We start from the raw sequence: 14,175 nt of genomic DNA, 5'->3' as shown, positions 1-14,175 counted from the left end.
TCGTACTTGCCTTCCCCTTGCTATAACGTCGGCCGCCGGCCGATGGCCAGTTGCAGCTGCGTGCTGGCGATGGCCGCATCGGCGCGCGCCTGCACATAGCCCTGGTAGGCCTCATCGGCCGAACGTTGCGCCGCCAGCCATTCCAGCAGCGAGGCATTGCCGCTGAAGTAGGACAGGCGCATGCCATCGACCACCTTTTGCGCATCGACCAGCACGCCGTCGCGGTAGCGCGCCAGCCGCTCCTGCGCCGCGCGCAGCTGCTGCTGCGCCGTGCGCACTTGCGTTTCCGCTTGCAGTTCCGCCTGGCGCAAGGCCAGCATCGCCTGCGTGACACCCGCCTCGGCCTGCACCACGTCGCCCTTGTCGCGCCGCGACAGGGGGATGGGGATGGCCAGCGAGACGGACAGCACGCGCGAGCGGGCCGCGCCATCGACGGGATTGCCGCTGCCGTCGATACCGTCATGGTAGCCGCGCGCGGCGGCAAGGCCCAGCGTGACGGTGGGGTCGACGGAGCGGTTGGCGCGCACGAGCGCCGCGCCGTCGCGCAGATTGTCCAGCGTGGCGCGGGCGATGCGCACGTCGCTGCGGGCGTCGAGCGCCAGCGGCACGAGGGTGCTGGCGTCGCCGCCGTCCACCACGCTGAAATCGCAGGCCAGCTGCGCCTGCGGGAACAGGGCGTCGAACGGGCGCCCCAGCGGCGGCGACAGGTTCAGCATGGCGCTGTCGGCCTCGCTGCGCGCCTGCGCCAGTTCGGCCTGGAACTGGTCGCGTTCCACGCGCGACTGCAGCAGCTCGATGCCGCCCACGTCGCCCGCCTTGCGCCGCACCGTATTCGCTTCCACCACTTTCGACAGGGCCGCCATGGTCTGCTGCTTGCGCGCGGCCACTTCGCGCGTGCGGCACGCTTCCGTGAACGCCGCCGCGGCCGTGCCATACAGTTCGCTCCTGAAGCCGGCCACCGTTTCCTCGGCCAGCGCGACATTGCTGTGCGCCGCTTTCAGGCGCGCGGCGCGCTTGCCGCCCGTCTCGATGGCCATGCTGATGGCCGGGTTCCACGTGACGGGACGGTGCTCGACGCTGCGCACCGTCTCGCGCGTGGCGCCCAGGGTGAACTCGGGATCGGGACGCAGGCCGGCGATGCCGATGCCCGCCTTGGCCGAGACGATGCCTTGCTGCTGCGCCTGCAGTTCCAGGCTGTTGCTCTCCACGGCGGACAGGTAGGTCTCGAAGGTCAGGGGGGCGGCGGCGGCACAGGGCGCCAGCAGGCAGGCCGCCAGGATGCAATTAAATCGTGTCATGGATCGTTCCTTCGGTTTGCGTCTGGCGCTTTGCTACATACGCCTCGATCAGGTAATACAGGGCCGGCAGCAGCAGCAGGGTGAGCGCCGTGGCCGTCACCAGGCCGCCCACCACCACGGTGGCCAGCGGGCGCTGCACGTCGCTGCCCAGGCCCGTGGCCAGCATGGCCGGCGTCAGTCCCAGGGCAGCCACCGTGGCCGTCATCAGCACGGGGCGCATGCGGTCGCGCGCGCCTTCGAGCACGGCGTCGCGCAGGCTCTTTCCCTCTTCGCCGCGCAGGCGGTTGATCTGCGCCAGCATCAGCACGGCATTCAGGACCGCCACGCCGAACAGGGCGATGAAGCCCACAGCGCTCGACACGTTGAGGGTCATGCCGCGCAGGTGCAGCGCGGCCAGGCCGCCCAGCATGGCCAGCGGCACGGCCAGCAAGACCAGCGCGGGCTGGCGCAGGTTGCGGAACTGGCCGAACAGCAGCAGGAACATGGCGCCCAGGGTCATCGGCAGGATCAGGGCCAGCCGGCTTTGCGCGCGCTGCAGGTTCTCGAACTGGCCGCCCCATTCGACGCTGATGCGCTGGTGCTCGTTGGCCACGGCCTGCGCCACCAGCGGGCGCGCTTCGGCCAGGAAGCCGGCCAGGTCGCGCCCGCGGGCATTGAGGCGCACGATGATGTGGCGCCGTCCCATTTCGCGCACGATCACACTTTCGCCCGAGGTGGTGCTGATGCTGGCCACCTGCGCCAGCGGCACCTTGGCGCCGTTGGCGGCCGTCAGCATCAGGTTGGCGACGGCGTCGGGGCTGGAACGCAGTGCGGGGGGAAAGCGCACGGAGATGTCGTAGCTTTTCTCGCCCACGTAGACCTGGCCGATGGGCGCGCCGCCGATGCCGGTGGAAATCAGGTCGGCCACGTCGGCCGCGTTGATGCCGTAGCGGGCCGCCTTCGCCCTGTCCAGTTCCACCTTCAGGTTGGGCAGCGGCGGTTCCACGTCCACGGCCACGTCGGAAGCGCCAGGGACGCCTTTCAAGACGCCGGCCACCTTGCCGGCGATGCGGCGCACTTCATCGAGGTCGTTGCCGAAGATCTTTACCGTCAAGTCGCTGTGAGCGCCCGACAATTTATCCTGCACGCCGTCGATCATCGGCTGCATGAAGGCCACCGTGTAGCCGGGCATGCGGGCGAAGCGCTCGTTCATTCTGGCGATCAACTGCTGCTTGCTCATGCCCGACTTCCAGCTTTTGTACGGATGCAGCCCCACGCTCGCCTCGATGTGCGACGGCGTCCAGTAATCGGTGCCGTCGTCGTTGCGCCCCGTCTGCGTGACGATGGTCGACACTTCGGGAAATTCCAGCGCGGCGCGGCGCAGTTCGCTGGCCATCTCGGATGCCTTTTCCAAGGTGATCCCGGGCGGCATCTGCACCTGCAGCCATAACGATCCCTCATCGAGATAGGGCAGGAAGTCGCGCCCGATGGTGCCGCCCAGGAGGGCCAGCCCCGCCAGCGAGGCGGCGCAGACGGCGACCACCCAGCGCCGCTTGCCCACGGCGCGCTCGAGGAAGCGGCCATAGGCGGCCGCCAGCTTTTCCAGCACGCGGTTATGGAAGGTGCGGCGCGGCTTGCGCAAGGCCAGCCAGGCCAGGCCCGGTATCAGCACCAGCGCCACCACCAGCGCGCCCACGAGTGCCGCGCCCACGGCATACGCCATGGGCGAGAACAGCTTGTATTCGATGCGCTGAAAGGCGAACAGGGGCAGGTAGGCGGCGATGATGACGGCCATGCCGAACATGATGGGGCGTGCCACCTGCAAGGTAGCCTCGATGGCGTCCTGCAGGGTCAGGGGCCGTTCTTGTTCCCGTTCGCGGCGGCGCAGCATGTTTTCCAGCACCACCACGGAACCGTCGACGAGGATGCCGAAGTCGATCGCCCCCAGCGACAGCAGGTTGGCGGGAATTTTAAAGTGGTGCATGAAGATGAAGGCGATCAGCAGGGCCAGCGGGATCGTCAGCGCGACGATGGCGGCCGCGCGCGGGCTGCCCAGGAACAGCAGCAGCACCAGGGCGACGAGCAGCATGCCTTCGCCCAGGGTAAATCCCACGGTGTGCAGGGTGGCGTCGATCAGCGAGCTGCGGTCCAGGTAGGGAACGACCTTCACGTCCTTCGGCAGCAGGTTGGCATTCAGGTCGTCGACGGCCGCATGGATGCCCGCCAGCGCCTCGGACGGGTTGAAATCCTTCAGCAGCAGGGTGATGCCTTCGATGGTGTCGGGGTTATCGTCCTTGCCGAGGATGCCGCGCCGCTCCACGTTGCCGTAGGCGAGCTTGCCCAGGTCCTTCACCAGCACGGGCACGCCGTTCTTGCTGCTGACGACGACGTTGCCCATGTCGTCGAGCGAGTGCAGCAGGCCCACGCCGCGCACCACGTACGATTGCTGGCCGCGGTCGATGACGCTGCCGCCGCCGCTGATATTGTTGGCGTTGATGGCGTCCTTGACCTGCGCCAGCGAGAAGCCGTAGCTGTCCAGTTTTGCGGGGTCGAGTTCCAGCATGAACTGCGTGGTGAGTCCGCCGAAATTGCTCACATCGGCCACGCCGCGCACCTGCTGCAGGCGCGGGATCACGGTCCAGAACTGCAGCTCGGACAATTCGCGCAGGCTGCGGCTTTTCGATTCCAGGGTGTAGCGGTAGATTTCGCCCGTGGGCGAGGTGTAGGGATCGAGTCCCGGTTTGGCCTCGTACGGCAGGTTGACGCTGGCGAGCCGTTCCTGCAGCCGCTCGCGCGTGAAGTAGCCGTCGCTGCCATCTTCGAACACCACCGTGATCAGCGACAGCGCGAACAGGCTGCGCGTGCGCAGCACATGCATGCCGGGCGTGCCCAGCAGGGCGCGTTCCAGCGGAATGGTGATCTGCTGTTCGATTTCCTCGGCGCCCAGGCCCGGCACCTGCGTGACGATCTGCGAGGTGACGTCGGCGATGTCGGGATACGCCTCGATGGGCAGCTGCTTCCAGCTGTACACGCCGTAGGCGGCGACGAACAGCAGTACCAGCCAGACGATGCCGCGCCGCTGGCAGCAGGTGGCGATGAAACGGTCAATCATTGAGCAGCACTCCTTCCTTGACGACGATGCGCTCGCCCGCCTTCAGGCCGGCGAGGATTTCCACCTGCCCGCCATGGCTGGCGCCTACTTCCACCGTGCGCGGCGTGAACAGCAGCGGGCTGCGCTCGACCATCACGCGCGTCGACAGCCCGCTTTGCAGCACGGCCGATGCCGGCACCACGATGGCGCACCGGCTGGCGCCGGCAAAGCCCGCGTGGGCGAACATGCCCGGCTTGAAGGTGCCGGCGCGGTTGTCGATGGCCACGCGCACCTTCACCGTGCGCGTTTCCGCATCGAGCACGGCGCCCACGTACGCGACCTTGCCCTCGAAGTGCTTGCCTGGCCAGGCGTCGACACTGATGCGCGCCGTTTGGCCCACGGCCACCTGCGCCAGGTCCTTCTCGGCCACGTTGGCCGACAGCCAGACGGTGGACAGGTCGGCCACCGTCATGACGGGCGCGTTGATATCGTTCCAGTAGCCGCCCTGGGCGCCGTCCATGGCGATCACGGTGCCGGCAATGGGCGAGCGCAGCACGTAGTCGCGGCGCGAAGCGCGCGCGCTGGCGCCGTACTGGGCCAGCTTGTCGGCGCTGGCCTGGGCGTCGCTATTGGCTTGCGCGAACGCGGCCTGCGCCGATTCGTATTCCTTGCGCGCGGCGATTTCCGCCTCGAACAGGGTTTTCTGGCGCTCCAGTTCCTGGCGCGCCTGCAGCAGGGCAGACCTGGCTTTGCTGTCGTCCGCGTAGGCGGCGCTCAGCTCCGCCGAATCCAGCGTGAACAGGGGTTCGCCCGCCTTCACGCTGTCGCCCAGCGCCCGCTGCAATCGGGTGATGCGCCCGGCCAGGGGCGGCGTGATCTTCACCAGTTTTTCGGGCATGGCTTCGATGCTGCCCGGCGCATCCGTCTGCGTGGCGATATCCTGTTCCAGCACGGCGGCGACCTGCAGGCGCTGGCGCAGCGGCGACATCTTGTCGACGGCGATGCTGCCGTCGTCCAGATGGCGCGCCTGGACCGGCGATTCGGCGGGCGGCGTGGCCGCCGCCGTCGGTCTGGCGCAGCCGGCAAGGGCCGAGCAGCTGAGGGCCACGGCGAGCGCGCAGCAGGCGCCCAGGGTGTTGGGGGTGGTCGTGTTCATCCCGTGTTTCCTTGTTGTTGGTGGTGATGGGGCATGCGTGGATGCCATGCCCAGGCGGGCGGTCAGAAGGGGCGCAGGTGGCGCGGACAGCGTCACTACAGCGCCGGAAAAGCATAGCAAGGCCGTCCTGAAGAAGCGCCCAAGAACGCCTGAATCATTCTTCAGGTTGCGCGCGCGCGCAGTGCGGCGCGGTAAAATGCAGGCATGGAAAACACGGCGCAATGGGAAAGGCAGGCATGAGAATCCTCCTGGTGGAAGACGACCGCAAGGCGGCGCGCCTGCTGGCGCGGGGCTTGCAGGAAGAAGGCTTCGTCGTCGACGTGGCCCACAGCGCCGAGGAAGGCGAAGAGGAAAGCTACGCCGTCGACTACGACCTGATCGTGCTGGACTGGATGTTGCCGGGCAAGCAGGGCATCGATTTCTGCCGCGACCTGCGTGCGCGCGCCATCCAGACGCCCGTGCTGATGCTGACCGCGCGCGACGCCACGGCCGACCGGGTGGCGGGCCTGAACACGGGCGCCGACGATTACCTGACCAAGCCGTTCGAATTCGAAGAACTGCTGGCGCGCATCCGGGCGCTGCTGCGCCGCTCCGACATCAGCCGTCCGCTGGTGCTGGCGCTGGCCGACCTGACGCTCGATCCCGTCAGCCACCAGGCCACGCGCGCCGGCGTGCCGCTGGTACTCACGCCCAAGGAATACGCAATCCTGCTGATCCTGCTGCGCCAGGCGGGCGAAGTGGTCAGCCGCGCGCGCCTGGCCGAGCAGATCTGGCAGGCGGACCTGATCGGCATCGATAACCTGATCGATGTCCACGTGCGCAACCTGCGGGGAAAAGTCGATGCGCCGGGCTTGCCGGCCTTGATCCACACGGTGCGCGGACGCGGCTTCCGCCTGGCGGAAAACCATGGTGGCTAGCTTTCGCAAGCGATTGCTGCTGGTGCACCTGGCCGTTATCCTCGCCATCGTCGCCTGCACCGCGCTGGCCGGCTACTGGGGCCTGTCGCGCGCCGTGCATGGCCAGCTCGATGCGGCCCTGCTGGCGCTGGCCGAGACGGAAATGGCCATGCTGCCGGCCGCGCCGCGCCAGCCCGTGCAGGTGCACGAGGTGGCGTCCGGCCTGGCGCCGCCGTCGTTGACGCGGCTCGACCGCCTGGTGCAGATCATCGATGGCGATGGCCGCGTGCTGGCGCGCAGCCGCAACCTGGAGGCGGCGCAGCTGCCGGCCTCAGCGGCCCTGCTGGCGCGCCTGGCGGCCGGCGATACCGTCTTCGAAACCTTGCCCAAGTTCGGCGAGGAACCGCTGCGCATGGTCTCCGTTCCCGTGCCCGCGTCCGGCGCACGCCTGGCGGTGCAGGTGGCCGGTTCGCTCGACGACGTCAACCACGTGCTGGCCGCGGCCACCGTGCTGTTTGGCGCCATGGCGCTGGCCTTGCTGGCGGCCGTGGGGCTGGCCGGCGAAATGCTCACGCGCCGCGTGCTGGGTGCCATCGACGACGTGGTGCGGCAGGCGCATTCGATCGGCGAGGCCAGCCTGCACCAGCGCCTGCCCCATCCCGGCACGCGGGACGAGATCGGCCGCCTGGTCGATACCCTGAACGCCATGCTGGACCGCCTGGAACACGGCTACGACGCGCAGCGGCGTTTCACTGCCGACGCTTCGCACGAACTGCGCTCGCCCCTGTCGCGCCTGCGCACGGAAATCGAGATCACTTTGCGCCGTCCGCGCGAGTCGCCCGAATACGTCGATGCGTTGGCCTCCTGCCTCGATGAAGTGCAGCGGCTGACGACCCTGGTGGAAGAACTGCTGATGCTCACGCGCCTGGACGTGGGCCAGGAGCGCAATGCCGTGGAAACGGTTGCGCTCAATCCGCTGGTGCGGGCGGCGGCGCAGCGCCTGGAAAAGCCGGCAGCGCAGCGCGGCATCCGCATCGTCTTCGATGAAGGCGCGCCCGTGCATGCGCGCGTGGCGGCCGGCCCCGTGGACCTGGTGCTGGCCAACCTGCTCGACAATGCCGTGAAGTTTTCGCCGTCCGGCAGCGTCATCAGCGTGCACGTGGCGCGCGACGGCGGCGACGCGCTCGTTGGCGTGAGCGATGCCGGCCCGGGCATCGGCGTGGAAGACTTGCCGCACCTGTTCGAGCGTTTTTACCGGGGCGCCCAGGCGCGCGCGGGCGAGGCACCCGGCTTCGGCCTGGGCCTGGCCCTGTCGCAAGCCATCGTGCATGCATACGGCGGCAGCATCGAGGCGCAGAACCGCCCGCAAGGCGGCGCGCTGTTCATCATGCGCCTGCCCGCTTCAGACTGAAGGCGCCACGCCTTCCCAGCGCACTTGCCGCACCTGCGGCCAGGCGCCCGCGCGGTTGACGAAGCGCACCAGCACGGCGCGCTGCACGGCCTGGCACAGCACCGTGGCGATCAGCCGCACCACCTGCCTGGCTTCATCCCAGCTGCGCAGCATCTGCGACGGCGCCAGGCCCGCGCCCTTCAGTTCGGCCAGCAGCAGGCGCACCACGTGGTCAGCCTGCGCGGCGGGGCAGGTGACGGTCAGGCGGTAGGTGGCGAGCGCCGGCCCACGTTTGGAAAACCACAGCAGCCATTTTTTCATCACACACCCCGCTCGGCGACAAATTCCGCGTTGTTCACCAGCGCCCAGCGCACGGCCGAGACGCTGCCTTCCAGGCTGACCTGGCTGACGATCTGCTCCAGCAATCCCAGGCTGGACAAGGGCGTGAGCAGGTCGGCGCGCACTTCGATGCGCCCCGCCTGCGCCGCGTCCTCGCTGTGCAGCGATTGCAGCATCAGCGCCGGCATGCCGCTGATCATGCGCAGCATCAGGTTGCGCACCTGGACTTCCTGCTCCGCCTCGCATACGGCCGTGACGCGGTAGATGCTTTCCGTCTCGATGCCCGCCTCGCTGCCGTGGGCATTGATGCGCTGCGCCAGGTGGCGCAGCACCAGGTTGGCGACCAGCACGAAGCTCGTGCCGATGGCCGCTTCCAGCGCAAAACCGAGGCCGCACAGCACGCCGATGGCGGCCGAGCACCACAGGGTGGCGGCCGTGTTCAGGCCGCGCACCGTCATCCCTTCGCGCATGATGACGCCGGCGCCAAGAAAGCCGATGCCCGACACCACCTGCGCGGCGATGCGCAGGTGGCCGTCGGGATCGCCTTCGAGCACGGAAACCATCACGAACAGCGAGGCACCGACGGACACCAGCGCGTTCGTGCGCAGGCCCGCCATGCGCTGGCGCAGCTGGCGTTCGGCGCCGATCATGGCGCCCAGGGTCAATGCCGCGGCAACGCGCAGCGCAAAGTCAAATACCACCATCAGTTTCTCCCGGCTGGGGAGGAACAGGCGAGTGCACAGGGCGAAGACAATCCGCCCGGATTGGGTCAGCAGGCGATAACGGGGGAACGATGAGGAGGGAAATGGCGGCGAGTCTGTACTGCCGCTGGTAGAACCGCACCTTGCCGAGGGCAAGGCGGGCGGAATGCGCGCGTCTTGCCTAAGGCCGATCGCCGATGGTCAATCGACTACTGTCACTGGAACAAGCACCCACGAGTCACTCCATATCATTGATAACGGGGGACAGTCTAGCCAGCGGGGCCGCTTTGGTCAACTGAAGCTCTCTTCAGGAAGCCGCCGCGTCGTCCCCGCCAATGCGGGGACGGTGAAGGCGACCGGCAGATCAGTGGGCGTGTGCCTTGCCATCGTCCGCGGATTCGGCGTGCGCATGCTCGTCGTCGCCGCCGAAGAAGCGCGCGGCGCGCTTGCCCAGGCTGTCGAGGTAGGTGTAGGCGACGGGCACCACCACCAGCGTCAGGAGCGTCGAGGTGATCACGCCGCCGATGACGGCGCGGCCCATCGGTGCCTGCGACTCGCCGCCGTCGCCCATGCCGATGGCCATCGGCAGCATGCCGAAGACCATCGCCAGGGTCGTCATCAGGATGGGGCGCAAGCGCACTTGTCCCGCTTCCATCAGCGCCTCGAACTGCCCCAGGCCTTCGCGCTGGCGCTGGTTGGTGAAGTCCACCAGCAAAATCGCATTCTTGGTGACCAGGCCCATGAGCATGATGAAGCCGATCACGGAGAAGATGTTCAGGGTGCTGCCCGTAATCAGCAGCGCAGCCAGCACGCCGATCAGGGACAGCGGCAGGGACACCATGATGGCGACGGGCTGCAGGAAGCTGCCGAACTGCGACGCGAGCACCAGGTAGATGAAGATCACGGCGATGCCCAGCGCCATCATCGCGCCGCCCATGGTTTCGGCCATCTGCTGCGCGTTGCCGGCCACGTCGAAGCGCACGCCGGGCGGCAGGTCGATGGACTTGATGGCTTTCTGCACGTCGGCGTCGACGTCGCCGGCAGGGCGGCCCTGCACGCCCGCATAGATGGCGACCCGGCGCTGCAAGGCCTGGCGTTTCAGCACTTGCGGGCTGGACGACGGCACGAATTCGACCACCTGGCGCAGCGGAATCATGACGGGCTTGCCGTTTGCATCGAGCTTGCTGGACGCCAGAGACAGGTCGGCCAGGTCGGCCACCTTTTGCCTGCCTGATTTCGGCAGCTGCACGTTGACGTCGTAGTTTTGCCCGTCGGACGCCAGCCAGTGGCTGACCGTGTCGCCCGCCACGAACGGACGCAGGGCATTGCCGATCTGCTGCACCGACAATCCCAGGTCGCTGGCCAGCTCGTTGTTGATCTTCACCGTGGTCGACGGATTGGCGCCTTCCTGGCTGTATTCCATGTCGGCCAGGCCCTTGATGTTGCGCATCTTGTCCATCAGGGTATGCGCCACCGCATCGAGCTTGCCTTCATCCGTGCCGAGGATGGCGATGAAGATGGGGCGCTGGCCCACGGACAGGGTGATGCCGGCAATCGGCGCCAGGCGTTCGCGGATCAGCTTTTCCAGTTCCTGCTGCGAGCGGCGCTTGTGCGTCTTGATGTCCGTCAGCTTCAGGTTCACTTCGGCCGTGTTGCGGCCATCGGGCGTGCCGATATTGGCCACCAGGCTGTCGATTTCGGGAAATTCCTTCAGCGCCGTTTCGATCTGGCGTACCTTGGAATCCGTGTATTCGAGGCTGGAACCGACGGGCGTCTTGAAGCGCAGGTTGACCCAGCCCTGGTCCGTTTCCGGGAACATCTCGCCGCCGATCATGGGCACGAGCATCAGGCTGCCCGCGAACAGCGCCACGGCCGTGGCCAGGGTGGTCTTGCGCCAGCGCAGGGCCACTTTCAGTACCTTGCCATACCAGACGTGCAGGCGGTCGATGCCCGTCTCGATCCAGGCCATGAAGCGGCCCAGCCATGGCGCGTACTTGAAGCGGTCCTTGACGGGGTCGCGCCAGACGGACGACAGCATGGGGTCGAGGGTGAAGCTGACGAACAGCGACACCAGCACGGCGACGGCCACGGTGATGCCGAACTGCAGGAAGAAGCGGCCGATGATGCCGTCCATGAAGGCCACGGGCACGAACACGGCGACGATGGCGAACGTGGTGGCCATCACGGCCAGGCCGATTTCATTGGTGCCGTCGTTGGCCGCCTTGTAGTGGTTCTTGCCCATGCCCAGGTGGCGCACGATGTTTTCGCGCACCACGATGGCGTCGTCGATCAGGAGGCCGATGCACAATGACAGCGCCATCAGGGTCAGGAAATTCAGGGTGAAGCCGAAGGCCTTCATGGCGATGAAGCTGGCCAGCACGGAGATCGGCAAGGTCAAGCCCGTGATGATGGTCGAGCGCCACGAGTGCAGGAACAGGAAGACGATCACCATGGTCAGCACGGCGCCTTCGATGATGGTGCGCTTGACGTTATTGAGCTGGCTTTGCACGCGCTCCGATTCGTCGTCCAGCACGCGCAGGGTGATATCGGGCGGCAGCGTCTTTTGCAGGTCCGCCGCCACCTTCAGGATGCCGGTGCCTACTTCGACCACGTTGGCATCCTGTACCTTGGTGATTTCCATGGTCACGGCCTGCTGGCCGTTCATGCGCGAGATCGACAGTTCTTCCTGCTCGCCGTCGACGACGGTGGCCACCTGGTCCAGGTAGACGGGACCGACGGCGCGGCGCGCCACGATGATCTTGCCGAATTCGCGCGCATCCTTGATCTTGCCTTCCACGCGCACCAGCTGTTCGGCCGCGCCATGGCTGATGGAGCCTGCCGGCAGGTTGGTATTCGTGGCCTGGATGGCGCGGATCACTTCATCGACGCCGATGCCCTGGGCATTGAGTTCGATCGGCTTCATGCTGATGAGGATCTGGCGCGCGCGCAGGCCGCGCAGCTTGACCTGGCCCACGCCGGCCACGCCCTGGAAGCGCTTGCTGATGATCTGTTCCGTCATGGTCGACAGCGAGCGCAGGTCATGCCCGGTCGACGTCAGCACGATGGTGGCGATGGGGCGCTCGTTGTCGCCTTCGGCACGGGCGATGAACGGGTCCTTGGCTTCCTTGGGGAAGCGGGGGCGCACCAGGGCCACCTTGTCGCGCAAGTCCTGCATGGCCTTGTCCATGTTCGTCGACAGCTCGAATTCCAGGTAGACGCCGGCGCGTCCTTCCCACGAGTTGGCGCGGATGGTCTTGATGCCGCTGACGGTGTTGACGGCGTCCTCGATGGGGCGCGTGATGTCGTTTTCCACGGCCTCGGGCGAGGCGCCCGGATAGTTCACTTCAATGGCGGCGAAGGGGAATTGCACGCTGGGCATGCTCTCCACGCCCAGGCCCCGGTACGAGAAGATGCCCAGCACCACCAGCGCCACCATGACCATGGTGGCGAAGACGGGATTCTGTATGCTGACTTTGGTCATCCACATGGCTTAGTCCTTCCGTGCCAGCACGGCCGGCTGTGCTGCGGGCGCGGCGGGTGTCCCGGCAAAGGTCACGCCGTGGCCCGGCTTGACGCCATCGAGTTTGGCGACGATGACTTTCGCGCCCGGCACCAGGCCCGACGTCACTTCCGCATAGCCTTCGTCTTCGTTGCGCAAGCCCAGGGTGACGGGCTGCGCGACCACCTTGTTGTTCACCAGCGCATACACGACGGGGCCCTGCTTTTCATTGCGCACGGCCGTCAGCGGCACCAGCGGCGCCACGGGCGAGCGTTCGGTGACGATGCTGCCCTTGGCGAACATGCCGCCGCGTAGCGCGCCATCGCCATTGTCGACGGCGATGTAGACGAGCATGGCGCGCGAGCCGCTTTCGGTGGTGGGGTTGATGCGCGCCACCTTGCCGGCAAAGTCGCGCGCGCCGAAGCCGTCGACCTTGAAGTGCACGTCCTGGCCCAGCTTGATGCGGGGAATTTCCGCGCTGGGCACGGGCGCTTCCAGGGTCAGCTGGGCCAGGTTGACGATGGTGTAGACGGGCATGTCGGGCGAGACTTTTTCGCCGGCCTGCAGATGGCGCTTGCTGACGATGCCGGCCATCGGCGCGCGGATCACCGTGTCGGCCAGCGCGATGCGGGCGATATCGAGCTGGGCGGCGGCGGACTTGACGTTGGCGCGCGCCAGGTCGACCGAGTTTTGCGTGGTGTCGTAAGCCGTCTGCGAAATGTATTTTTGCTTGAGCAGGGCCTGGCTGTTGGCTTCATTCTTGCTGGCCATCGACAATCGTGCCTGCGCTTCGTCCAGCATGGCTTGCTGCTGCGTCAGGCGGGCGCGCTGGTCGGCCGCGTCCAGGCGCACGAGGATCTGGCCATTGGCTACCTGCTGGCCTTCCTGCAAGGTCGTCTCGTGGATGACGCCGGAAACTTTGGCCTTGATGGTGGCCTGGGTCACGGGCGCCAGCGAACCGGACAGGGGCAGGCTGATGCTGAGCGCGCGCGCATCGATGGCGGCCACGTCGCCCTGCGCCAGTTCATGCACGGGCGTCTTTGCCTGTTCCTTCTTCTTGCTGGCCTGCTGTTCGGCCGCCTTGGCGGCCTGTTGCTTCGATTGCATCACGGTCCAGCCGCCGCCGGCCAGGCCCAGCACGACCAGGATCAGCACGGGGGCGCGCCAGCGCCGGCGGCGCGTGGCTGCAAGGGGGGAGGCGGGGGGCAGGGTCTCGTTTTTCATAGGTATTTTGGGTCAGGAGCGGCGCAGGGGTTCGGCGCCAGGTCTCGATGCGGCCGGCCTGTGGCGGGCCGGGGGAATTCGGGTAGCGCATCACCGTGGCGACCGCAGACAGCACGCCTGCCGCTGCGGCCGTTCACGGCGATGCGCATGTTGCCACTTTAGGAAGATTCAACCCCGGCTGCCATCGCCGTGCGACAGATTGCATAAAATCGGGGCTGGAATGCAAAAAACGGCGACGGGAGACACTGCCGGCCTGGCCGCCGCGCGCGTCACGATGCTTGCGCATGCTCAAGAAGCCGATTCGCCGGCGCGCAAGAATGGTCGGGATGGTTGCGCTACCGGCCAGGCCATTCGCTCGCCGGTTGCCGTGCGGCCGCGCCACGGGGGGCTGATGTCTGATCGGATTGTCGGAGCCGCCCCGTCGCCGGGCTGCCTGCTGGCCGCCGCCGAACCGCAGGCCGGGGCGGCCGGCACGGCGCTGGACTTGCTGTCCATTGTCGTCGCCGCCGTCGAACAGGCGCCGGGCCTGGCCGTGCGCAGCATCGACCGCGATGGCATCGTGCGCTACTGGAGCCTGGGCGCGGCGCGCCTGTACGGCGTGG

At 67.4% G+C, this 14,175-nt stretch carries 9 protein-coding genes and 1 pseudogene; 3 read left to right on the top strand and 7 right to left on the bottom strand.

Features of this window, described 5'->3' with window-relative positions; all coding sequences use genetic code 11:
* Nucleotides 1-20 precede the first annotated feature (20 nt).
* Genes GCN75_RS26360 through GCN75_RS26350 form a run of 3 tightly spaced genes read right to left on the bottom strand, consistent with a single transcriptional unit; the run spans nucleotide 21 to nucleotide 5,524 of the window.
* Nucleotides 21-1,298: a TolC family protein gene (locus GCN75_RS26360; RefSeq protein WP_152285001.1), complete on the bottom strand. Its 1,278-nt coding sequence runs from the start codon at nucleotides 1,296-1,298 to the stop codon at nucleotides 21-23.
* Nucleotides 1,285-4,389: an efflux RND transporter permease subunit gene (locus tag GCN75_RS26355; RefSeq protein WP_152285000.1), complete on the bottom strand. Its 3,105-nt coding sequence runs from the start codon at nucleotides 4,387-4,389 to the stop codon at nucleotides 1,285-1,287. The genes GCN75_RS26360 and GCN75_RS26355 overlap by 14 nt, the downstream gene beginning before the upstream one ends.
* Nucleotides 4,382-5,524, bottom strand: coding sequence for an efflux RND transporter periplasmic adaptor subunit (locus GCN75_RS26350; RefSeq protein WP_152284999.1), 1,143 nt, complete (start codon nucleotides 5,522-5,524; stop codon nucleotides 4,382-4,384). Before GCN75_RS26350 ends, GCN75_RS26355 begins: the two co-directional genes overlap by 8 nt.
* A 236-nt stretch (nucleotides 5,525-5,760) precedes the next feature.
* Here GCN75_RS26350 and GCN75_RS26345 point away from each other — a divergent pair, with 236 nt between their 5' ends.
* Together GCN75_RS26345 and GCN75_RS26340 are read left to right on the top strand one after the other, a co-directional pair.
* The gene (locus GCN75_RS26345) at nucleotides 5,761-6,441 is read left to right on the top strand and encodes a response regulator transcription factor (RefSeq protein WP_152284998.1); all 681 of its coding nucleotides are present in this window, start codon (nucleotides 5,761-5,763) and stop codon (nucleotides 6,439-6,441) included.
* On the top strand, nucleotides 6,434-7,831 hold the full coding sequence (locus GCN75_RS26340; RefSeq protein WP_193317668.1) for a sensor histidine kinase: 1,398 nt from the start codon (nucleotides 6,434-6,436) through the stop codon (nucleotides 7,829-7,831). The genes GCN75_RS26345 and GCN75_RS26340 overlap by 8 nt, the downstream gene beginning before the upstream one ends.
* Here the strand turns inward: GCN75_RS26340 and GCN75_RS26335 are convergent.
* The 4 genes from GCN75_RS26335 to GCN75_RS26320 form a co-directional block, all read right to left on the bottom strand.
* Nucleotides 7,823-8,131: a hypothetical protein gene (locus GCN75_RS26335; protein WP_152284996.1), complete on the bottom strand. Its 309-nt coding sequence runs from the start codon at nucleotides 8,129-8,131 to the stop codon at nucleotides 7,823-7,825. The genes GCN75_RS26340 and GCN75_RS26335 overlap by 9 nt on opposite strands.
* Nucleotides 8,131-8,850: an MgtC/SapB family protein gene (locus tag GCN75_RS26330; protein WP_226941585.1), complete on the bottom strand. Its 720-nt coding sequence runs from the start codon at nucleotides 8,848-8,850 to the stop codon at nucleotides 8,131-8,133. Before GCN75_RS26330 ends, GCN75_RS26335 begins: the two co-directional genes overlap by 1 nt.
* A 364-nt stretch (nucleotides 8,851-9,214) precedes the next feature.
* Complete coding sequence (locus GCN75_RS26325; protein WP_152284994.1) at nucleotides 9,215-12,337, bottom strand: efflux RND transporter permease subunit; 3,123 nt, start codon at nucleotides 12,335-12,337, stop codon at nucleotides 9,215-9,217.
* Nucleotides 12,338-12,340: 3 nt separating this feature from the next.
* A complete protein-coding gene (locus tag GCN75_RS26320; protein WP_152284993.1) occupies nucleotides 12,341-13,573 on the bottom strand; it encodes an efflux RND transporter periplasmic adaptor subunit in 1,233 nt (410 codons plus the stop codon).
* 391 nt (nucleotides 13,574-13,964) lie between these two features.
* On the opposite strand from GCN75_RS26320, the pseudogene GCN75_RS26315 reads away from it, so the two are divergent.
* Nucleotides 13,965-14,175, top strand: a pseudogene (locus GCN75_RS26315) (hypothetical protein); the annotation flags it as partial.

Origin of the sequence: Janthinobacterium violaceinigrum (assembly GCF_009208555.1) — a bacterium.
GTDB lineage: Bacteria > Pseudomonadota > Gammaproteobacteria > Burkholderiales > Burkholderiaceae_D > Janthinobacterium > Janthinobacterium violaceinigrum.
The sequence above is the reverse complement of the archived record's forward strand: the minus strand, read 5'-3'. Positions and strand labels throughout refer to the sequence as shown.

What these genes read in the sequence shown, in the direction of transcription:
- GCN75_RS26320 (WP_152284993.1), bottom strand. Translation starts at nt 13,573, where the DNA reads ATGAAAAACGAGACCCTGCCCCCCGCCTCCCCCCTTGCAGCCACGCGC.
- GCN75_RS26360 (WP_152285001.1), bottom strand. Translation starts at nt 1,298, where the DNA reads ATGACACGATTTAATTGCATCCTGGCGGCCTGCCTGCTGGCGCCCTGT.
- GCN75_RS26350 (WP_152284999.1), bottom strand. Translation starts at nt 5,524, where the DNA reads ATGAACACGACCACCCCCAACACCCTGGGCGCCTGCTGCGCGCTCGCC.
- GCN75_RS26335 (WP_152284996.1), bottom strand. Translation starts at nt 8,131, where the DNA reads ATGAAAAAATGGCTGCTGTGGTTTTCCAAACGTGGGCCGGCGCTCGCC.
- GCN75_RS26325 (WP_152284994.1), bottom strand. Translation starts at nt 12,337, where the DNA reads ATGTGGATGACCAAAGTCAGCATACAGAATCCCGTCTTCGCCACCATG.
- GCN75_RS26345 (WP_152284998.1), top strand. Translation starts at nt 5,761, where the DNA reads ATGAGAATCCTCCTGGTGGAAGACGACCGCAAGGCGGCGCGCCTGCTG.
- GCN75_RS26355 (WP_152285000.1), bottom strand. Translation starts at nt 4,389, where the DNA reads ATGATTGACCGTTTCATCGCCACCTGCTGCCAGCGGCGCGGCATCGTC.